The organism is Rhodococcus sp. 05-2255-1e, from assembly GCF_002259025.1.
GTDB classification, from domain to species: Bacteria; Actinomycetota; Actinomycetes; order Mycobacteriales; family Mycobacteriaceae; genus Rhodococcoides; species Rhodococcoides fascians.
Genome location: NZ_NOZE01000013.1, coordinates 354,681 through 375,087, shown reverse-complemented (window position 1 = coordinate 375,087; position 20,407 = coordinate 354,681). Strand labels below are relative to the sequence as shown.

Here is a 20,407-nt window from a genome sequence, read left to right as displayed (position 1 = left end):
GAAACCGGCTCTGCTGCCACCGCACCCGTTCCGCCCGGAACCGTTCCCGTCTCGGTGAATCACCGAATCGCGCATTGGAATTCCGAGGACGTGCAGGCGTGGGAAGGCGGCGGTAAGCAGATCGCCAAACGAAACCTGATCTGGTCGGTCGTCGCCGAACACGTCGGCTTCTCGATCTGGTCGATCTGGTCGGTGATGGTGTTGTTCATGCCGTTGTCGGTTTACGGCATCGATGCCGCGGGCAAATTCTTCCTGGTGGCAGTCCCCACTCTCGTCGGTGCTGTCCTGCGCATTCCGTACACGTTCGCCACGGCGAAATTCGGCGGGCGCAACTGGACCATCTTCAGCGCTCTGGTGTTGTTGATTCCCACGCTGTTGACGATGTACTTCATGTTGAACCCGGCCTCGTACACCACGTACATCATCGTGGCGGCGTTCGCCGGAGTCGGCGGCGGTAACTTCGCCTCGTCGATGACGAACATCAACGCCTTCTATCCGCAGCGCGAAAAGGGTTGGGCCCTCGGACTGAACGCCGGCGGAGGCAACATCGGCGTACCGGTCATCCAGCTCATCGGTCTGCTGGTCATCGCTACCATCGGCAACACCGCACCCGAGATCGTCTGCGCCGTGTACCTGGTGTTCATCGCGATCGCCGCCGTCGGTGCCGCGCTGTACATGGACAACCTCGACAACCAGAAGACCAACGGCCGCTCCATGATCGACGTGTTGAAGTTCTCCGACGCATGGTGGATCGCCTTCCTCTACATCGGCACGTTCGGATCGTTCATCGGCTTCAGCTTCGCATTCGGGCAGGTACTCCAGATCAACTTCCTGGCCGGATTGACCGACGGGGCACCCGCCACGGCGGCTCAGCAGGCCCAGGCCTCGCTGCACGCTGCACAGATCGCGTTCCTCGGGCCACTGCTGGGGTCGCTGTCGCGTCCGTTCGGCGGCAAGCTCGCCGACAAGATCGGCGGCGGAAAGATCACCCTGTACACGTTCGTGGCCATGACGTTCTCCACCGGAATTCTGGTAGCGGCCAGCACCTGGGACGACTCGACGCCCGGGGCGGCCAGCGGCACTGTGATGGTCCTCTTCGTCATCGGATTCATCGCACTCTTCTTGCTCTCGGGCCTCGGCAACGGGTCGGTGTACAAGATGATTCCCGCGATCTTCGCTGCGAAATCGGTTGCACTGCAGGGCATGACGGTCGAGGAACAACAGCACTGGTCCCGCAAGATGTCCGGCGCTCTCATCGGGATCGCCGGTGCCATCGGCGCACTCGGCGGTGTCGCCATCAACTTGGTGCTGCGGGCGTCGTACTCCGGTAGTGCGAAGTCGGCAACCACAGCGTTCTGGGTGTTCCTCGGCTTCTACGTGGTCTGCGCGATCGTCACGTGGGCGATCTACCTGCGCAGGACCGACTCCGCCGACGCCGACGCTCCGGTAGCCGTCTGACGCTCGGTGCAGGCGCACTCGAAACACTCTGCACGGCAACGAAATCGGAAGGACCCGCAATGAAGAACGCGGTAGTGGTAGGGCACGGAATGGTAGGGCACAGATTCGTCGAGGCGCTGCGGGCGCGCGACGAGGGTGCCGAGTGGAAGATCACGATCCTGTGCGAGGAGGCTCTGCCGGCGTACGACCGGGTGGGTCTGTCGTCCTACGTCGGTGCCTGGGACCACAAGGAACTTGCGTTGGCGGGCAACGACTATCCGGGCGACTCCCTGGTCGACATGCGTACCGGGGTGCGGGCCGAGCGCGTCGACCGTGACCATCGAACCGTCGTCACCTCGGCCGGCGACACCGTGGACTACGACGCGCTGGTCCTCGCCACCGGCTCCTACCCGTTCGTCCCGCCGATCGCCGGACACGACCTGCCCGCGTGCTTCGTCTACCGCACCCTCGACGACCTGGACAGGATCCGTGCACGCGCCGACGCCGCTGGACCGGGAGCCGTGGGCGTGGTCGTCGGTGGCGGCCTGCTCGGCCTCGAAGCGGCGAACGCGTTGAAGAAGATGGGCATGACGCCGCACGTCATCGAGTTCGCGCCGCGATTGATGCCGCTTCAGGTGGACGAAGGCGGCGGTGCGCTGCTGGCCCGCCTCGTCACCGATCTCGGATTGAACGTGCATGTGGGAGTGGGCACGTCGTCGATCACCGAGAACGACAGCGCCGGATTGACGGTCGAGCTGAGCAACGGGGATACGATCGACGCGGCGCTGCTGGTGTTCTCCGCGGGTGTACGACCGCAGGACCGGCTGGCTCGCGAGAGCGGCCTCGACGTCGGCGAGCGCGGCGGTATTCTGGTCGACATCGGCTGCACCACATCCGATCCCGACGTCTACGCCATCGGCGAATGTGCCGCGGTCGAAGGCCGATGCTACGGACTCGTCGCGCCCGGATACTCGACGGCCGAGGTGGTGGCCGACCGATTGCTCGGCGGCGCAGCGGAGTTCCCCGGAGCGGACATGTCGACCAAGCTCAAGCTCATGGGCGTCGATGTGGCGAGCTTCGGTGACGCGATGGCCGCAACTCCGGGTGCGCTCGAGGTGGTCTTCAGCGACGCACCCAAGGGCACCTACGCCAAGCTCGTCGTCACCGACGACGCCAAGACGTTGCTCGGCGGCATCCTCGTCGGCGACGCATCGGCGTACTCGTTGCTCCGGCCGCTCGTCGGACGCGAATTGCCGGGCGATCCGGGTTCGTTGATCTCTCCGGCGGCCGAGCAGGTCGGCATCGGAGCGCTTCCCGACGACGCCGAGATCTGCTCGTGCAACGGTGTGACGAAGGGTGCGATCTGCTCGGCCATCTCCGACGGTGCGTGCGATCTGGCCGCGGTGAAGAGCTGCACCACGGCAGGCACCACCTGTGGAGGATGCTTGCCGTCGATCAAATCGCTGCTGGCGGCATCGGGAGTGGTGCTGTCGAAGTCGTTGTGCGAGCACTTCTCTCAGTCGAGGGCCGAGCTGTTCGAGATCGTACGGGCGACGAACACCCGAACTTTCTCGTCGTTGATCGCCAAGTACGGATCGGGTGCCGGCTGCGACATCTGCAAGCCCGTCGTGGCCTCGATTCTCGCGTCCACCTCGTCGGATCACATTCTCGACGGTGAACTGGCGTCGTTGCAGGACACCAACGACCACTTCCTGGCCAACATCCAGAAGAACGGCACCTATTCGGTGGTGCCTCGGATGCCGGGAGGGGAGTGCACGCCCGAGCAGTTGATCGTCATCGGTGAGGTCGCCCGGGACTTCGGGCTGTACACCAAGGTGACCGGCGGGCAACGCATCGACATGTTCGGTGCCCGCGTCGAGCAGCTTCCCGAAATCTGGAAGCGGCTCGTCGACGCAGGCATGGAATCGGGTCAGGCGTACGGAAAGTCGCTGCGTACGGTCAAGAGCTGCGTCGGGTCCAGCTGGTGCCGCTACGGTGTTCAGGACTCGGTGGGGATGGCCGTCGACCTCGAGAACCGGTACCGCGGACTGCGTTCGCCGCACAAGATCAAGTTCGGAGTGTCGGGTTGCGCACGTGAGTGCGCCGAAGCCCGCGGCAAGGACGTCGGCATCATTGCCACCGAAGGCGGCTGGAATCTCTACGTCGGCGGCAACGGTGGCCAGTCGCCCAAGCACGCCCAGTTGCTCGCGTCCAACCTCGACGACGCCACACTCGTCAGCTACATCGACCGCTATCTGATGTTCTACGTCCGCACCGCGGACCGCCTGCAACGCACCGCACCGTGGCTGGAATCGCTCGATGGGGGATTGGACCACCTCAAAGCCGTCGTCTGCGAGGACAGCCTGGGCATCGGCGCAGAACTCGAGGCCGACATGGCACGCCACGTCGCCGGCTACAAGGACGAATGGGCAGGGGTGCTCGAGGACGAGGAGAAGCTCGGCCGGTTCGTGTCCTTCGTCAACGCTCCGGCCGAGGCCGATCCGACCATCGCGTTCGACGAGTCCGGCGCACGCAAGGTGCCCGTGCTGATGGGGATGCCGCGCATCGGAGCGTGACGTGCTCGAGTGACGGGTTCCTGACAACCGACAGGTCACGAACCTGAGCGCATGTGCACAGGTGGGTAATCGCCGCTTAACGGCCAAGAAACACGGGCAGCGTCAAATAGCTGACCAGGAGGTACGCCATGACTGTCATCGATTCACATACTTCGGTACCGAACGATCTTTCGCGAGACTGGACCCCGGCCTGCACCCTCGACGCTCTCATCCCTGGTCGCGGGGTGGCGGTGCTGCTGCGCGGTGGCACCCAGGCGGCACTGTTCTTGCTCGACGACGGACGACTGTTCGCGGTCGGCAACATCGATCCCTACGGCCGCGCTGCAGTGATGTCACGTGGTCTGGTCGGCGACCGCGGCGGCGAGCCCACCGTCGCGTCTCCGCTGCTCAAGCAGGTCTTCTCTCTCGTCGACGGACGTTGCCTCGACGATGCGGAGGTCTCGCTCGGCTCGTTCGAGGTCGCCACGGTCGAGGGTGTCGTGCTCGTCCGCGGCGGATCTACGTGACCGAAAATGCCGGGGCGAACATGCCTCTGGCCGGGTTCACCGTCGGGGTGACGGCGTCGCGTCGCGCCGAGGAGTTCGCGACTTTGCTCGAGCGGCGTGGGGCCAGTGTGATGCACGCGCCTGCGATCAGGATCATCCCGCTCGCCGACGACGCAGAGTTGGAACGCGTCACCGCGGCGATCATCGCTGCACCACCCGAGATCACCGTCGCCACCACGGGAATCGGTTTTCGTGGCTGGATCGAGGCCGCCGACGGTTGGGGGCGAGCCGAAGAACTCGGTCGTGCTCTGGGTGCGTCGCGACTGTTGGCGCGTGGTCCCAAGGCCACCGGTGCCATTCGAGCGGCGGATCTACGTGAAGAATGGTCGCCTGCCTCCGAGTCGTCCGCCGAAGTGCTCGAACATCTGCTCGCCGAGGGCGTCGAGGGCAAACGCATAGCGGTACAACTGCACGGCGCGACCACCGAATGGGAGCCGGTTCCGGATTTCTGCGAGGTACTGCGTTGCGCCGGAGCCGAAGTGGTGCCGGTGCCCGTCTACCGCTGGACGGCGCCCGACGACCAGAGCCCGATGGATCGCATGATCGAGTCGGTCGTCGTCGGTGATCTGGACGCCATCAGCTTCACCTCGGCACCGGCGGTTGCGTCCATGCTGATGCGTGCCGACGAGAACGGCGTACTCGAGCCTCTGCTGCAGTCGATGCGTTCGCGGGTGCTTCCGGTGTGCGTCGGACCGGTCACCGCAGCCCCGCTCGAACAGCTGTCGGTTGCCACCACTGCGCCTGCGCGTGCGCGGCTCGGCGCGCTCGCCCGTCACATCGCCGAGGAGCTGCCCAGGAGAACCGGTCGCCTGCACGCAGGCGGGCATGTGGTCAGTGTTCGGGGACGGTGTGTGGTGGTCGACGGGGAGGTGCGGCCCGTGTCCCCGGCCGGGATGGCGCTGATGAAGACGTTGAGTCGTAATCCGGGGCGCGTGGTCTCCCGTGAAGACCTGTTGGCCTCGTTGCCCGGAGGGGGTGGCGATACCCACGCGGTGGAGACCGCCATGACCCGACTCCGTTCCTCACTGGGGGCACCCAAGGCGATCCAGACCGTGGTCAAACGCGGCTACCGTATCGCGTTGGACTATATAGAGACCGAATCCGACTGTGATGCACACGAACCCACGGGGGTTGTTGCCGTGAGCGAGGGGAGTAAGTACTGATGGAACCCACCTTGGTGTTGGTCGCACACGGCACTCGAAACCCGCGCGGTGTGGAGATGGTCGCCGCGCTCGCCGACGCCGTCTCGAAGCAGATCGGTACTACGCGTGTCGCCTTCGTCGACGTGCTGGGGCCGTCCCCGTCCGAGGTACTGCGCGACACTCCGGAATCGGCGGTCGTCGTTCCGGCATTTCTGGCATCGGGTTATCACGTCCACACCGACGTGCCGCGCGAGATCACGGACAGTGCGCACTCGTCGGTCGCCGTCACCCGTGCCCTCGGGCCGGACCCGGTGCTCGCACGAGTGATGGTCGATCGGCTCCGGGACGCCGGCTGGCGAGCCGGCCAGAGCATCGTGCTCGCGGCCGCAGGATCGTCCGATCCTCGTGCGTTGCAGGAACATCGGATCGCGGCAGCCATGCTCGCGGACGCGGCTCGGACACCGGTGAAGATCGGATACGTGGCCACCAGTACGCCGACCGTCGCGCAGGCGGTGTCCGGGCTGCGGGAAGCCGGGCACGATCGAGTGTTCGTGGCGAGCTATCTGCTGGCTCGTGGGCTCTTCCACAATCGGTTGGCCGACGTGGGAGCCGACGGCGTCGGTGCGCCGCTCGGGGTGCATCCGGCCATCGTCGATCTCGTCGTCGAGCGGTACCACGAGGGTGTTCGGCTGCTGGCCGGTTCGGAATTCAGTACGGCAACGGAAGAATTGTCACCGGCTCGTCGTCGCTGACGTCGGCGGGTATCACGGCGAGAGCATCACGGCCGACGAGGTGCGCCAGATGAGCTGTCCGGACCTTGACGTCGGCTCGCCAGCGGGTACCGTCGGCCACCACGGGAACGATTCGAGGGATCGGGGCTCGAACCTCGGATGCATTGGACAACAACCCCGTTCGCGGTGAACGCGGAATGCGAGCGGTGAGCGCGTCGACGATCGCCGGTGCGGTCAGCAGCGCCGTGCTCACTGCCGCGAGCGGATTGCCGGGGAGGCCGAGGACAACCGTACCGTCGGGCAGGGTCGCGGTGATCTGGGATCCGCCGGGACGCACGCGCACTCGCCCGACCACGGTTTCGGCACCGAGGGCGGCGAGCGTGGAGCGTAGCTGATCGGCGGCACCTCCTCCGGTGGCTCCGACCACGACCACGAGGTCGATGTTTTCGGTACTTCCCAAGAGGTCGGCGAACGCGGTCGCCGTGTCGTCGAGCAGCAGTGCGTCCACGACGGCGATTCCACAGTGCGCCAGATACTCCGGCAGCGCCGATCCGAGTACATCCCTGGTCTCCCCGGGTGCCAGCGGACCCGATACCCGAATCTCGTTTCCGCTGATGACAATTCGTGCGCGAACCGGTCCCCGCACATCGAGTTCGGTCACCTCCGCGCTCGCGGCGAGTGACCGAACAGCAGTGTCGATTGCGGTACCCGAGGCAACCAACTCCGTTCCGGGAAGCCAGTCCTCGCCGCGGCGACGCGTGTCGTCGGTCGACGTCGCCGTCGGTGCGCGTTCCACCACGCCGGCCGGTGTCGTGACCGCGTGTTCGTCGCGAACGACCGCAGTGGCACCGGGAGGAAGCGCTGCGCCGGTCGCGATGCGTACTGCGCTGCCGTCGGCGAGTCGGGCGATGCCGGACGTCCCGGCGTAGGCGATATCGGGCCTCAGCGTCCACGGAGGGGGTCCGCTCACGGCAAATCCGTCCATCGCGGAGATGTCGACCGCAGGCAGTGCCGTTGCCGCCACCAACGGTTGCGCGAGCACGGTCCCAGCCGTGTCCTGCAACGGAATTCGATGAACCTGGAGGGCGGCTACTCGCTGTCGAATTCGTTCGTGCGCGGCGTCGATGTCGAGTACGTCCTCCGATCTCGACGAGGCTGCGGCGCGCGCGGCGACCAGATCGGCAGGGGTGTCGCAGTCCTCGATATCGGCAACCGTGACGACGCGGTGCTCGTTCGGTACGAGTGCGCGCATCGGGGCACCCTCGACGGTATCGAGCGCCGCCACCGCCGAGCGCAGCGCGCTGTAGCGCCAGACTCCGAGCAGGAACTGGGTGCGGCCGGTGGCGTCGGCCGCGAACACTGCGTCGGTCTCGACTCGGTCGAAGTGATCGATCAGAGACTGCACCGCAGAAGCATTCAGCAGCGGTATGTCCGACGCGACGACTGCCACCAGATCGGCTGTGCCGTCCAGTGTTTCGAGTCCGGCGGCCAGAGCTGCCACCGGGCCGCCGCCGGCGGGGGACTCTCGGGTCTGCACGACCGAACCCGGTACTGCGTCGCGTGTGGGGCCCACCAGTACCGTTCGGCGACAGTCCGAGACGGCCGACACTGCAATGTCGACCAGTCGTCGTCCGCCGACGGTGAGCGCGGGCTTGTCGACTTCTGCAGATGGCGAGCCGGCAAGGCCTGCCATTCGCGATCCGCGACCACCCGCGAGCACGATGGCGTCGCAGATCGGCTCGGTCGACGAGCCGCTCACCGGTGCGATCCCATCACGTCGGCAGCGGCACGTTCTGCAGTCGAACCTGGCCGCGCGCGATGGTCTTACCGCTGTCGGTCGCGGTGATCGTGACCAGCCAGAGTTGCTGAACGCGGCCCTGCTGCAACGGTTCCGCGAGAACATCCACCCGTCCGCCTTTGCTGGCGCGCAGGAAATCGGTTCCGTTGTGCACTCCGACCGCGAACTCGCCGCGATCCTTGACCGCCTCACTCGCACCGATGCTCGCGGCGCTTTCCACAGCGCTGGTATAGACCCCACCGTGCACGACGCCCCAGGGCGTGAAATGTTCCTCGGTCAACTCGATGTGCCCCGCTACCCGCGTGCCCGAGACCTCGTCGATCACCAGGCCGGCCGCGGCGACGAAAGTGCTCGCCTTGGACAGGGCGAACTTCGCCGTAGGGCGTGGATCGAACTGCCCGAGCCGATCTCCGATGTTCATCCTTCGAGATTAGTGGTCGACGTCGGATGCTGGGGGAGCGCCCCGAAGTCGAAGCGAACGGACTTCAGCGACACTCGCCCGTCGCGGATCTCGACACCTTCTCCGCGCAGCGTCTCGAGTTGTCTCGTCGCCAGATGCGCCGCAGGCTTTCCGCTTGCACCCAGGACACGGTGCCACGGCAGATCGGCGGAGTCGGTCCGCATGATCCACCCGACGATGCGGGGGCTGGACAGGTCGGCCGCCGCCGCGATGTCCCCGTAGGTGGCAACGGAACCGACGGGAATCGACGCGACCAACGCGCGCACCCGCTCCACCTGCGCCTCGGTGATCGGAGCCATCTACAGCAGGGATCGCACCAGCTCGGCCACGTCGGCCGGCTTGGCCTGGCCGACCATGTGATCGCAGTCGAGTTCGACGGTGCGCAGGTTCTCTCCGAGCTTGTCTCGGAGCGCGGACACGAATTCTTCGGTCACATAAGGAGGTTCGACGCGCATGGCCCGCACCACGATGGTCGGGACGCTCTCGGCGGGCACCACGATCGGACGAGCGAGCTCGCCCCACGTCGCAACGATGGCCGGAATCGACATTCGCCACGCGACCTTCCCGCCGTCGGCGGGGACCAGGTGATCGGCGACCTCGCGGTCGAGCAATTCGGTGGGCACGTCGGCCCACGCGCCGTGGATCTTCTCCGAACGCGCCTCGTCGGCGTCGGTGTAATCGGGGGACTTCGCAGTGGCCTCGGCGACCTCGAGCAGCTCCTCCGGCGGTAAGGCAATCGCAGGATCGAGCAGCACCAGCGCGCGCACCACCTCCGGGAACCGCTGTGCGAGATGCACGGCCAACGCGCCGCCGTACGAATGTCCGAGCACGACGACCGGACCGCGCGCATGGGCGTCGAGCACGGCCTTCAGTGCGGTGACCTGAGCGTCGATGTCCCACGGTGGAACGGACGGAGAACGGCCGTGGCCGATCAGATCGGGAGCCAGAATGCGGGCCTCGGGCAGGTGATTCTCGGCGAGGTCCCACCAACGGGCACCGTGGCCGGTCACACCGTGAACGGCGAGGATTTCGGGACCGTCTGCGGGTCCGAACGTATGCAGATTCAACTCGGGCACGTGAACCACTATGCCGCATCTGCTCAGGACCAACGAAACAACCGGATTGCACACGCGGTTCCGACGACCACGGTGGCCCCCAGCCCGATCGGTCCGGCTATGTCGATCGGGGTTCCGGCCCAGGCAGACCCCAGCGCAGTAACGGTGGCACCGAAGGGAAGAAGCTCTCCGACGGCGATCAGCGGACCGGGCAGGTCTGCGACGGGGCCGAACAGTCCGCCGCCGGCACCGAGTATCAAGAACAGGGTGAGGCCGATCGCGACGGCAGAGTTCGCTGTGGGTGCGACGGCCGCCACCACGATCCCCAGCGAGTACATCGCCGCTGCACCCAGCACCAGAATTGCCGCAACCAGGACCGGGTTGTGCGGGGGAGTGATTCCGAACAGCAGGGCCGCAGTGGACAAAGCGATACCGATTCCGAGTGTCGCTTGCACTGCGCTGGTGATCACCTGCGCAGCCAGCACCTGCGTCGGCCCGATCGGTGTCGTCGACAGCCTCTTCAGCACGCCGGACTTCCGATAAAGCGCAAGAAAGCTCGGCATGTTCACGATTCCGATGACGGCGACGATCATGGTCAGGGCAAGCGGCAGGACGAACCGATCGAATGCTGTGATTGCGCCCGGCCCGACGGTTTCGGCCGACGTACCGGATCCGTTCATTACCAGTACGAGAACCGGGAGGGCGATGGGGACGATCAGGCCGGCCGTGTCCCGGGTGACCATGCGCATTTCGGCCCCGACGAGTGCGCCGGTGGCGCGCAGGCCTGGACGAGGCGCAGCGTGGATGTCGCATGCGGTCATGCCGTCCTCCGTTCGGTCAGCTTCAGGAATGCGTCCTCGAGGGTGGCCCGGTGGTCGCCTCCGAGGCCGGCATCGGCGATCAGAGACTCCGGTGTGCCGGTGGCCGCGACGGCCCCTCGATCGAGGACGGTGATGCGATCGCACAGGCGGTGTACTTCGTCCATGTGATGGCTGACCAGCAGGATGGTGACACCGTCTGCGCGGAGGTTCTCGATCAGTCGCCACACGGTGCGTCGTGCATCCGGGTCGAGTCCGGTGGTGAGCTCGTCGAGCATGACAACCCGAGGGGAGCCGATCAGTGCGAGGACCACCGACAACCGTTGTTGCTGGCCTCCGGACAACCGCTCGTACCGCACCCGGCGGTGCTCGTGCAGGCCCACCGCGCGGACGAGAGCGTCTCGATCGGCGGGTCGACGGTAGAAGGAGGCGAACAGATCGACCAGTTCCTCAACGGTGAGCGCGGTGTGAAGGTCGTTGGACTGCAGCTGTACTCCCAGAACCGCGCGTACTCGATTGCGGTCGGTCAAGGGGTCGAGTCCCAGAACTCGCACGGCACCGGAGCTCGGCTTACGAAGGCCCGCAATGGTTTCGACCAGGGTCGTCTTACCGGCGCCGTTGCGCCCGAGCAGGCCGTGCGTCTCGCCTTCGCGGACCGAGAGGCTGACGCCTGCCACGGCGGTGCGCTCTCGATAACGCTGGGTGATGCCTCGAACGTCTATCGCTGCCATCCGATGTTCCCTTCTCGATCGTGTCGATCTCGACGCTAGATCCGCCATGGCCTGCGCACAGGTGCCGATCGTCACCGAAGGGGATCGTGACTTTCGGCAGGGGCGTGCGGGTGGAGCGGGCGATAGGGTCGACAGAATGAGACGCCTCGGACCCGACGTTCTGGCCGGTGCGTTCGTGTCCGCGCTCGCGGTCGCGATGGGCGCTCTCGTCGTCTTCGATCGGTCGATCGCCGACGGTCTCTCGGTTCCGCGTTGGGCCTGGGCTGCGCTGTTCGCAGCCTTCCTGCTCGTGCAGACCGCGGGCATGTGGTGGGAAGACCGGCTGCCGGATCGTCTCGTCCGCGCGAGCTTCGCCACCCAGGTGATGCTGGCACCGGTTCTCGTGCTGACCGCCCCGACTGCAGGTTGGTTGCCCATTCTGTTGGTGTTCACCTCGACGTTCGCCGTGTATCGGGTGTCCGGCTCGTCGGTGGCGGTCATTGTTGCGGTCTACACCTGCTGTGTGGGGGTGTCGGTTGCGATTCGGGGTGGACGGATCTCGGAAATCGCGCTGATAATGTCGATCTACGGAGCGCTGCAGGTGGCCAGCGCGTTGTCGGTGACCGCACAGCTGCGACAGGCTCGGTTGCGCCGGGAACTTGCGGTCGCGCACGCCGAACTCCGCACCGCCAGTGCGTTGTTGAACGATTCCTCCCGTGCCGACGAGCGATTGCGCATCGCGCGCGAGCTGCACGATGTGCTCGGTCACCAGCTCACCGCACTGAGCCTCGAGCTCGAGGTGGCGTCCCATCAGGTCTCCGAGCCTGGGCGCGAGCATGTCGTTCGCGCCCGATCCATCGCACGTGACCTGCTCGGCGACGTTCGGTCGACCGTCGGCGAAGTGCGCAGCAGGACTCCGGTGCTGGGGGAGTCGCTCGATCGTCTGGTTGCGCAGCTGCCCGAACCGGTCGTGCATCTTACGGTCGACCCCGAGATCAGGGTCGACGAAGCTCGGGCGGTGGCGGTGGTCCGCTGCGTGCAGGAGATGATCACCAACACCATTCGCCATGCGAATGCCGATGAGATGTGGATCGAGTTACGCGCGGATTCGACCGGTGCGCTATCGGTCTCGGTGCGCGACGACGGCCGGGCGTCGGCCGACTTCGAGCCGGGGCACGGGCTGCAGGGAATCCGAGAGCGCATCGAAGGACTGGGCGGTACGGTCACCTTTTCGGTCGATCGCGGATTCACGGTCCACGCGACGGTGCCTGCCCCGTGATCACGGTCTTGATCGTCGACGACCACACTCTGGTTCGGCAGGGTATCCGCAGCCTGCTCGAACTGGATCCCGACATCGAGGTGACCGGTGAGGCGGACAACGGTGCCGCTGCGGTCGCGTCGATCGAACTCGATGCTCCAGATGTGGTGTTGCTCGATCTACGCATGCCGCGCTTCGACGGCCTGTGGACGCTTCGGGTATTGCAGGACAGGGAAATACGGGTCCCGGTCTTGGTTCTGACGACGTTCGACGACGACGAGTTGGTACTCGGGGCGCTGCGTGCGGGTGCGAAGGGCTATCTGCTCAAGGACGTGACCTTCGAGCGGCTCGGTGGTGCCGTACGCGAACTCGCGGCCGGGCGAACCTTGGCACAACCTGCCATCACAGAGAGACTGCTGGACGCTTTTCGGACCGGCAAGCACGGCCCGAGCGACGTCGTGATCGCCGAAACACTCACGGCCCGCGAGATCGACGTACTGCGCCTGGTGGCAAGTGGATACACCAATAGAGCAATAGCCGACGCGTTGCATCTGGCCGAGGGGACCGTGAAGAACCACGTGTCGTCGGCGATTCTCAAACTCGGGGCCAGAGATCGCACCAGCGCGGTTCTGCGTGCGCTGAGCGGCGGGTTGCTCGACTGATTTAGAACGCATTCTTGTCATGGCGCAATTGGGTGTGTCGGTGGGTCGTGATTGCATGTCCCGCATGAGCACGGACGGCAGACACGGCGCGACGGTCACCCTCGTCCGTGCACCCAGGGTGGCGCAGCCGGCCCGCCGGTGGACCGATTCCGCTGCCCGGTTGCTGGCGTGGACTCCCGATTCGGCGGCGGAGGCGGCTCAGGGCGCCCCCCGATGGAACCCCTGGCAGGTGCTCGGCGGGCCCGGCTCGGGAAAGACAGCGCTCGTGGCCGACTACGCAGTCTCCCGAATCGTGTCCGGCGATCCGGAATCGGTCCTGGTGCTCACTCAGTCGAAGCGCGCGTCCATCACGCTCCGCGAGCAGATCACCGCCGGTCTGTTCAGCGGCGATCACGCGCTGCGCGCCACGCGCGAACCGCTGGTACGTACGGTGCACTCCTATGCGTTCGCGGTACTCAGGTTGCAGGCCTCCCTCTACGGTAATCCGCCTCCTCGACTGCTGACCGGTGCCGAGCAGGACGCGGTGGTCCGCGAGATGCTGCGGGGCGACATCGAGGACGGCGCAACCGACTGGCCGGATCGATTGCGCCCGGCTCTCGGTACCGCAGGATTCGTCACCGCGGTGCGAGACATGATGCTCCGATCCGCAGAACGCGGAATCGGACCCGAGGATCTGGTCAAGCTGGGCCGCACGCACGGCAGACCCGAATGGATCGCCGTCGGCAAATTCGCGGCTCGATACGAACAAGCCATGTTGCTGCGCGGCGCAGTCGGCGTCGAAGCCGCAGGGGCCACGGCACCGGGCCTCGACGCGGCCGAGCTCATCGGCAGCGCACTGATGGCGTTCGCCACCGACCCGGATCTGCTGCGCAGTGAGCGCGCCCGCATCCGGCACCTCGTCGTCGACGATGCACAGCACCTCGATCCGCAAGCTGCGCAGCTGATTCGGTTGATCGGCACCGATACCGAATCGACCGTGATCGCCGGGGACCCCGATCAATCCGTCTTCACGTTCCGTGGAGCGGATCCCACGTTCGTGGCCGATCTGCTCGATGCGGACTCGCCTCGACGGGTGGTCCTGACGCGGAACTTTCGATCGGTGCCTGCAGTGGCGGAACTGACCGACATCGTGGCGGGGCGACTGCCCGGGCTCGGTCGGCACCGCAGTCCCGAGCCGGTGGCCACGGCTCGGTTCGGCGAGCCGGAGGCCCGGGTACACGTCGTGTCTTCGCCTGCCAAGGAAGCCGCGATCATCTCCGACGCCATGCGACGCGCGCACCTGATCGACGGAATGCCCTGGTCCGAGATGGCGATCGTCGTGCGGTCGGTCCCGCGTACCGTCGCGCCGCTGCGTCGTGCTCTGCACGCGGCCGGTGTCCCCATGATCACCCCGGCTTCGGAGTTGCCGTTGCATCGCCAGCACGGAGCGGTGGGCTTGCTGCTGGTGCTGCGGGCGATCTCCGACCCGTCGTTCGACGGAGAAGATGCGCTGGCTCTGCTATCCGGCCCGATCGGGGGTGCCGATCCGGTAGGTCTGCGGCGGCTGCGCCGAGGTGTCCGCAGACTCGAACTGGTCTCGGGCGGCGAGCGCGATTCGGCCGAACTGCTCAGAGTCGTTCTCACCGGCGAGACGCGAGAGAAGTTCGGGTGGATCACTGGTCTGTCGGACGTGGAAGCGGCACCGCTGCGACGAGCACTGAGCGTCGTTCGTAAGGCGCGAGCGGTGGCTCGGGAGGGCCGCGGAGTCGAGGACGTGCTGTGGGCTGCGTGGCAGGCGTCCGGACTCGAGCGGCGTTGGGCCGCCGCGTCCGCGTGGGGTGGGTCCGCGGGTGCTCAGGCCGATCGAGACCTCGACGCGGTGGTCGCACTCTTCGACGCCGCGGCGGCCTACGTCGACAGGCTGCCGCGCGCGCAGCTGGGTGGATTCCTCGATTACATTGCGCAGCAACAGATTCCTACCTCGAGCTCGAATCGTTCGACTGCGCCGGCCGATGCGGTGACGCTGCTCAGCGCGCACTCGGCAGCCGGTCGCGAATGGGAACTGGTGGCGGTCGCCGGGGTTCAGGAGGGGCTGTGGCCGGGTCTGCGAGCGCGCGGCAGCCTCCTCGGAACCGACACGCTCGTCGATCTGGTGTCCGGCAAGGTCGACGCGGCTGCGGCCCTCGACGGACGACTGTCGAAAGCTGCACCGCTACTCGCCGAGGAACGCAAGCTCTTCCTCGTGGCGTGCAGTCGCGCGCGCTCCACTCTGCTCGTCACCGCCGTGGACTCGAGCACGGGCGATACCGATCTGGTCCGCTCCCGATTCGTCGACGAACTCCGGGGAGTCGACGGCGACGCAGATCCCGTCCCGCTGCCCGAAGGTTCCGAGCCGCCGACCCCGCACCGGGTGTTGGCATTACCGATGTTGGTCGCCGAGCTTCGCGGGGTCGTCTGTGATCCCGTTGTCGCCGAACATGATCCGGACAAGCGAGCGCGCGCCGCGCGGCACCTGGCCACACTCGCCGAGGCCGGCGTCCGAGGCGCACATCCCGACGAGTGGTTCGGAATTGCGGGCCTCAGCACCAGCGAGCCCCTGTGGCACCTCGGCGATGGGCCGGTCCCGCTCTCGCCATCGACGGTGGAACAGCTCACCACGTGCCCGCTGCGCTGGATGCTCGAACGTCACGGAGGAAACGACGGCACCAACACTCACGCCGTCACCGGAACCCTCGTGCACACTCTGGTGCAGGCGGTGGCAGGCCGGATTCCACCGGACCAGCTCAGGCGGGCACTCGAGACGGCGTGGGATGCAGTCGATCTCGGATCACAGTGGTTCTCGCGTCACGAGCTCGATCGAACCGGGGCGATGCTCGACACGTTCGAGAATTGGCTGCAGGGCACCCGAGGCGAGCTCACCGAGGCGGGCGTCGAGGTACAGGTCGACGGCATTCTGGCCGCCCGATCCGAGGACGAGCCTGCGGTCGCCCTGCGCGGCCGGATCGATCGGCTCGAACACGATCCGGACGGCCGCCCGGTCGTCATCGACGTCAAGACGGCCAAAACGGTGATGTCCAAGGAAGACGCGCGCAATCACCATCAATTGGCTACGTATCAGGTCGCCGCTGCCGCGGGCGCAATCGAGGGAGAGCCCGCGGGCGAACCCGGGGGTGCCCGGTTGGTGTTCGTGGCCAAACCGCACAACAAGGACGGCGCAACGCAGCGGATCCAGGAGGTGCCGACACCGGAGAAACTCGAGGAATGGCGAGACACCGTCCACCGGGCGGCCTCGGCGACGCAGGGTCCCGTCTTCGAAGCCAGAGTCAACGACGGGTGCAGACATTGCCCCGTCAAATCCAGTTGCCCGGCCCACGAGACAGGACGGCAGGTGACCGAGCAGTGACCGCCTCGGCGACGCGCAGCGCAACCGTGCGGGTCTCACCCGTCGAACTGTCCCGCGCCCTCGGGCAGAAGCACCCACCCACCGACGAGCAGGCGGCGGTGATCGCCGCCCCACCCGGTCCGACGCTCGTCGTGGCAGGCGCAGGGGCTGGGAAGACCGAGACGATGGCCGCGCGAGTGGTGTGGATGGTGGCCAACGGGTTCGTCGATCCGGATCAGGTACTCGGACTGACCTTCACCCGCAAGGCTGCGCAGCAACTGACGTCCCGAATCCGCGCTCGGCTGGCGCGGCTCGCCGGGTCGGATCTGGTGCGCGCGCTGGATCCGAGTCTGGCACTGCGCGAACGGATTCTCGCCGCCGAGCCGGAGGTGAGCACCTACCACTCGTATGCCGGGCGACTGCTCACCGAGCACGGCCTGTTGCTGCCCATCGAGCCCTCCGCGACGCTGCTGTCGGAGACCGAACTGTGGCAGCTCGCGCATCGTGTGGTCAGCACGTGGGACGGCGATCTCGACACCGACCGAAATCCCACGTCGGTGACCGAGGCGGTACTCGCCCTCTCCGGTCAGCTGGCCGAGCATCTGGTGGACCCCGACCAGCTGCGCGAGGCGCACGTGGAACTCGAGAAATTGGTGCACACACTCGGCCCCGGTCCGCGTCAACGTGGTGGGCCGACCAAGGAGCTGCTCAACATCCTCGATGCCCAACATCAACGAATCACGTTGCTGCCGTTGGTGGAACGACTCGCGCAGACGCTTCGGCACGAAGGGGCACTGGATTTCGGTTCGCAGATGTCGATGGCGGCGCGGGTCGCGGCCGAACATCGCGAAGTGGGAATCGCAGAGCGGCAACGCTTTCGGCTCGTTCTGCTCGACGAATACCAGGACACCGGTCATGCCCAGCGGGTGCTGCTGTCCTCACTGTTCGGATCCGGTAGCGATGCCACCCTGGCGCTGACAGCCGTGGGCGATCCGATGCAGTCGATCTACGGGTGGCGAGGGGCGTCGGCGGCGAACCTGCCGCGGTTCGCCACCGATTTCCCGCAGGCGGACGGCAGTCCGGCACCGCGGCTCGAACTCCTCACCAGCTGGCGCAACCCGCCCGAGGCACTCGCTCTCGCCAATCTGATCACCGACCCCCTGCGCCGCGTCGGTGTACCGGTGCCGACCCTGCGGGCCCGGCCGGGCGCGGTGCCGGGCGATGTACGGCTGGCCGTCACCGACACCGTCCTCGACGAACGGGAATGGATCGCCGACCGAATAGCCGAGCACTACCGCGACGCCCTCGAACTGGACCGGCCTCCGCCCAGTGCCGCGGTACTCGTGCGGCGCAACGCCGATGCCGAGCCGATCGCCGAGGTGCTGCGTAGCCGTGGCCTACCCGTCGAGGTGGTCGGGCTCGGCGGATTGCTGCATGTGCCGGAGGTCGCCGACATCACCGCGATGCTGCGTCTGGTGGCCGATCCGACTGCGGGCAGCTCGGCCATGCGCATCCTCACGGGCTCCCGATGGCAGATCGGGGCCGCCGATCTGCGGGCGCTCGCTCAGCGCGCCAAGGAGCTCGAGATTCGGGGCGGCTACGGCACCGCGGGCCGTGTCGACGACCCACAGGCGCTCGACGCCGCGCTCGGAAGTGCCCTGCCGGGGGAACAGTCGGAGCAGGCCGGTCTGGCCGACGCCATCGCCGATCCAGGTTCGGCCGAACGATATTCGGAGGCCGGGCACCGACGCATCACTGCGCTCGCCGGAGAACTACATCTGTTGCGCGACCGAATCGGGCAGCCGCTGACGGAACTGGTCGCCGACATCGAACGCATCATGGGCATCGGCGTCGAAGCGCAGGCGCGGACACCGTTCGGTGTCGATGGTGCAGTCGGGCGCGAGCATCTCGACGAATTCGCCCATGTGGTGGCCGATTACGCCGACAATCCAACGGCCACGGTCACCGGATTCCTGTCGTTCCTCGCGGCGGCAGAGACTGTCGAGGACGGGTTGGCTCCGGGCGAGGTCGAGGTCGCCCCGCATCGAGTACAGGTGCTGACGGTGCATTCGGCGAAGGGCCTCGAATGGGAGGTCGTGGCCGTACCGCACGTGGCGACCGGAGTGTTCCCGTCCTCGAACGCCTCGTCGACCTGGCTCGGGGCGATGGCCGAACTGCCGCCGTCCCTGCGCGGCGACCGCGCTCTCGACGGTGAAGGTTCCGAGGGGGTACCGGTACTCGAGCTCGAGGACCTCTACAACCGAAAGGACCTCGAGGACGCCGTCAAGCGGCACAAGGATGCACTCGCTCGGCGTCGGCTCGCGGAGGATCGTCGACTGTTCTACGTTGCACTCACCAGAACCGAACGGGTGCTGCTGGTCTCGGCGCATCAGTGGGACGAGACGTCCACGAAGCCTCGTGGCCCGTCCGAGTTTCTCGACGAGCTCCACCGGTACACCTCGACGGCCGAGGACGCCGTCGCGGTGGTCGAGCAGTGGGCACCGGCCCCCGAAGCCGGAGCCGTCAACCCGTTGGGGGCCGAGCCGCATACGGCATCCTGGCCGCGAGATCCGCTCGGGCCGCGGCGAGGCGCGATCGAGAGTGGCGCGGCCGACGTTCTGCGGGCACTGGCCGACAGGGCCGGCTCCCACCATGATTCGGACGAAGACGAAGACGAGGACGAGGACGACCCGGAGAAGTGGGGCTTCGACGTCCGGACCTTGCTGGCCGAGCGCTCGGCGCGGGCCGTTGCCGGGGTCGATGTCGCACTACCCGAAAACCTGTCGGTGACTCAGCTGGTCGACTTGGCGGCAGATCCGGATGCGCTCGCCTCGCGACTGCGCCGCCCACTTCCGTTTCCCCCGAATCCGTTGGCGCGCCGGGGAACAGCGTTTCACGCGTGGATCGAGCGACGGTTCGGCGCGACCCGACTGCTCGATCTCGACGAATTGCCGGGCTCCGCCGATACCGGTGCTTCTGCCGATGTGGACCTGGACACTCTGCAGCGGGCATTCGAGGCCTCCGATTGGGCACTGCGCAGTCCGGTGGAGGTCGAGGTGCCGTTCGAGACGTCGGTGGCTGGAACAGTGCTGCGCGGTCGGATCGACGCGGTGTTCGCCGACCCGGACGGCGGCTGGACCGTTGTCGACTGGAAGACGGGTGCCGAGCCGTCGGCGTCCGAGCAACAGGCGGTGGCGATGCAGCTGGCGGCGTACCGGCTGGCGTGGGCGGAGCTGATGTCCGTCGGTCGTGCCGAGCCGGTACCGCTCGATCGCGTCCGTGCAGCGTTCCACTACGTCCGCAGCGGCCGTACCATCTCGCCCGAAAAGCTGCCTGACGCAACAGCTTTGGCGGCGTTGCTCGAAGGTCGATCCGTCGTGGACGACGTCGACACTACGGTGCCAGTCGACGAGCTTTCAGAGCCTCGGTGACCAGTGGGATCTGTAGGGGGAGACGAGCGATCATGGCGGCCTTCAAGGCCGGTGACGTCTTGGAGCTGCGTACGTACTTCCATGCGAGGTTGATGTTGGCGGGGAAGACCGCGACGAACAGGCCCGCTGCCAACGCACCGCCCACTCGACGGGTGCGGGGTGCGGCCAACGTGGCAGCCACAGCGAGCTCGGCTACTCCCGATACCTGGGTGTACGTCCGCGCCGAACCTGGCAGGGCGGTCGGTACCTGCGCATCGAAGAATTGGGGAGTGACGAAATGGAGTACTCCGGCGCCGGCGAGCAATCCCGCGAGACGCAGCGCTGCGGCCTGACTCGGTCTCTGTGTCATGCACACACCGTGCCACACGGTGCTGCATCCGCCCATCCGGTCCGCTCGAAGCGGTCGGTTGTCGACGCAGAAGC

At 66.8% G+C, this 20,407-nt stretch carries 16 protein-coding genes; 9 read left to right on the top strand and 7 right to left on the bottom strand.

Translation table 11 applies throughout. The annotated features are described in order from the left end of the window. The first annotated feature begins 54 nt into the window (after window positions 1-54). From CH262_RS11930 to CH262_RS11910, 5 genes are all read left to right on the top strand, one after another. Window positions 55-1,458 (top strand): nitrate/nitrite transporter, encoded by a 1,404-nt coding sequence (locus tag CH262_RS11930; protein WP_027496540.1) that lies wholly within the window; start codon window positions 55-57, stop codon window positions 1,456-1,458. Between the two features lie 59 nt (window positions 1,459-1,517). After that, window positions 1,518-4,013, top strand: coding sequence for a nitrite reductase large subunit NirB (nirB, locus tag CH262_RS11925; protein ID WP_094717754.1), 2,496 nt, complete (start codon window positions 1,518-1,520; stop codon window positions 4,011-4,013). 128 nt (window positions 4,014-4,141) lie between these two features. Continuing rightward, window positions 4,142-4,519, top strand: coding sequence for a nitrite reductase small subunit NirD (gene nirD / locus CH262_RS11920; RefSeq protein WP_027496542.1), 378 nt, complete (start codon window positions 4,142-4,144; stop codon window positions 4,517-4,519). 20 nt (window positions 4,520-4,539) lie between these two features. Continuing rightward, window positions 4,540-5,721 (top strand): uroporphyrinogen-III synthase, encoded by a 1,182-nt coding sequence (locus CH262_RS11915; protein WP_094717753.1) that lies wholly within the window; start codon window positions 4,540-4,542, stop codon window positions 5,719-5,721. Then, window positions 5,718-6,452: a sirohydrochlorin chelatase gene (locus tag CH262_RS11910; protein WP_080729270.1), complete on the top strand. Its 735-nt coding sequence runs from the start codon at window positions 5,718-5,720 to the stop codon at window positions 6,450-6,452. The genes CH262_RS11915 and CH262_RS11910 overlap by 4 nt, the downstream gene beginning before the upstream one ends. Here CH262_RS11910 and CH262_RS11905 read toward each other — a convergent pair. The 6 genes from CH262_RS11905 to CH262_RS11880 are packed head-to-tail and all read right to left on the bottom strand — an operon-like array spanning window position 6,409 to window position 11,293. Then, on the bottom strand, window positions 6,409-8,190 hold the full coding sequence (locus tag CH262_RS11905; protein ID WP_256988765.1) for an NTP transferase domain-containing protein: 1,782 nt from the start codon (window positions 8,188-8,190) through the stop codon (window positions 6,409-6,411). The genes CH262_RS11910 and CH262_RS11905 overlap by 44 nt on opposite strands. Window positions 8,191-8,203: 13 nt before the next feature. Further along, window positions 8,204-8,650, bottom strand: a complete 447-nt coding sequence (locus CH262_RS11900; RefSeq protein ID WP_228139195.1) for a PaaI family thioesterase — start codon at window positions 8,648-8,650, stop codon at window positions 8,204-8,206. Then, window positions 8,647-8,988 (bottom strand): MGMT family protein, encoded by a 342-nt coding sequence (locus CH262_RS11895; protein WP_094717653.1) that lies wholly within the window; start codon window positions 8,986-8,988, stop codon window positions 8,647-8,649. Before CH262_RS11895 ends, CH262_RS11900 begins: the two co-directional genes overlap by 4 nt. Continuing rightward, window positions 8,989-9,765 (bottom strand): alpha/beta hydrolase, encoded by a 777-nt coding sequence (locus CH262_RS11890; RefSeq protein WP_032370927.1) that lies wholly within the window; start codon window positions 9,763-9,765, stop codon window positions 8,989-8,991. 23 nt (window positions 9,766-9,788) lie between these two features. Further along, complete coding sequence (locus CH262_RS11885) at window positions 9,789-10,565, bottom strand: ABC transporter permease (RefSeq protein ID WP_094717652.1); 777 nt, start codon at window positions 10,563-10,565, stop codon at window positions 9,789-9,791. Beyond that, window positions 10,562-11,293, bottom strand: coding sequence for an ABC transporter ATP-binding protein (locus CH262_RS11880; RefSeq protein WP_094717751.1), 732 nt, complete (start codon window positions 11,291-11,293; stop codon window positions 10,562-10,564). Before CH262_RS11880 ends, CH262_RS11885 begins: the two co-directional genes overlap by 4 nt. Before the next feature lie 136 nt (window positions 11,294-11,429). Here CH262_RS11880 and CH262_RS11875 point away from each other — a divergent pair, with 136 nt between their 5' ends. The 4 genes from CH262_RS11875 (at window position 11,430) to CH262_RS11860 (ending at window position 19,984) form a co-directional block, all read left to right on the top strand. Then, entirely contained in the window at window positions 11,430-12,551 is a 1,122-nt protein-coding gene (locus tag CH262_RS11875) for a sensor histidine kinase (RefSeq protein WP_167328709.1), read from the top strand. Further along, window positions 12,548-13,192, top strand: a complete 645-nt coding sequence (locus tag CH262_RS11870; RefSeq protein WP_048320215.1) for a response regulator — start codon at window positions 12,548-12,550, stop codon at window positions 13,190-13,192. Before CH262_RS11875 ends, CH262_RS11870 begins: the two co-directional genes overlap by 4 nt. A gap of 64 nt (window positions 13,193-13,256) precedes the next feature. Continuing rightward, window positions 13,257-16,574, top strand: a complete 3,318-nt coding sequence (locus CH262_RS11865; protein WP_179274972.1) for an ATP-dependent helicase — start codon at window positions 13,257-13,259, stop codon at window positions 16,572-16,574. Next, on the top strand, window positions 16,571-19,984 hold the full coding sequence (locus CH262_RS11860) for an ATP-dependent helicase (protein ID WP_094717651.1): 3,414 nt from the start codon (window positions 16,571-16,573) through the stop codon (window positions 19,982-19,984). Before CH262_RS11865 ends, CH262_RS11860 begins: the two co-directional genes overlap by 4 nt. Here the strand turns inward: CH262_RS11860 and CH262_RS11855 are convergent. Beyond that, window positions 19,947-20,333 (bottom strand): DoxX family protein, encoded by a 387-nt coding sequence (locus CH262_RS11855; RefSeq protein WP_032370928.1) that lies wholly within the window; start codon window positions 20,331-20,333, stop codon window positions 19,947-19,949. The genes CH262_RS11860 and CH262_RS11855 overlap by 38 nt on opposite strands. Window positions 20,334-20,407 lie beyond the last annotated feature (74 nt).

Bases quoted from the DNA above. Each gene is read 5' to 3' on its own strand.
- CH262_RS11900 (WP_228139195.1), bottom strand. From the start codon at position 8,650: ATGAACATCGGAGATCGGCTCGGGCAGTTCGATCCACGCCCTACGGCG.
- CH262_RS11875 (WP_167328709.1), top strand. From the start codon at position 11,430: ATGAGACGCCTCGGACCCGACGTTCTGGCCGGTGCGTTCGTGTCCGCG.
- CH262_RS11865 (WP_179274972.1), top strand. From the start codon at position 13,257: ATGAGCACGGACGGCAGACACGGCGCGACGGTCACCCTCGTCCGTGCA.
- CH262_RS11855 (WP_032370928.1), bottom strand. From the start codon at position 20,333: ATGACACAGAGACCGAGTCAGGCCGCAGCGCTGCGTCTCGCGGGATTG.
- CH262_RS11885 (WP_094717652.1), bottom strand. From the start codon at position 10,565: ATGACCGCATGCGACATCCACGCTGCGCCTCGTCCAGGCCTGCGCGCC.
- nirD (WP_027496542.1), top strand. From the start codon at position 4,142: ATGACTGTCATCGATTCACATACTTCGGTACCGAACGATCTTTCGCGA.
- CH262_RS11880 (WP_094717751.1), bottom strand. From the start codon at position 11,293: ATGGCAGCGATAGACGTTCGAGGCATCACCCAGCGTTATCGAGAGCGC.
- CH262_RS11895 (WP_094717653.1), bottom strand. From the start codon at position 8,988: ATGGCTCCGATCACCGAGGCGCAGGTGGAGCGGGTGCGCGCGTTGGTC.
- nirB (WP_094717754.1), top strand. From the start codon at position 1,518: ATGAAGAACGCGGTAGTGGTAGGGCACGGAATGGTAGGGCACAGATTC.
- CH262_RS11915 (WP_094717753.1), top strand. From the start codon at position 4,540: ATGCCTCTGGCCGGGTTCACCGTCGGGGTGACGGCGTCGCGTCGCGCC.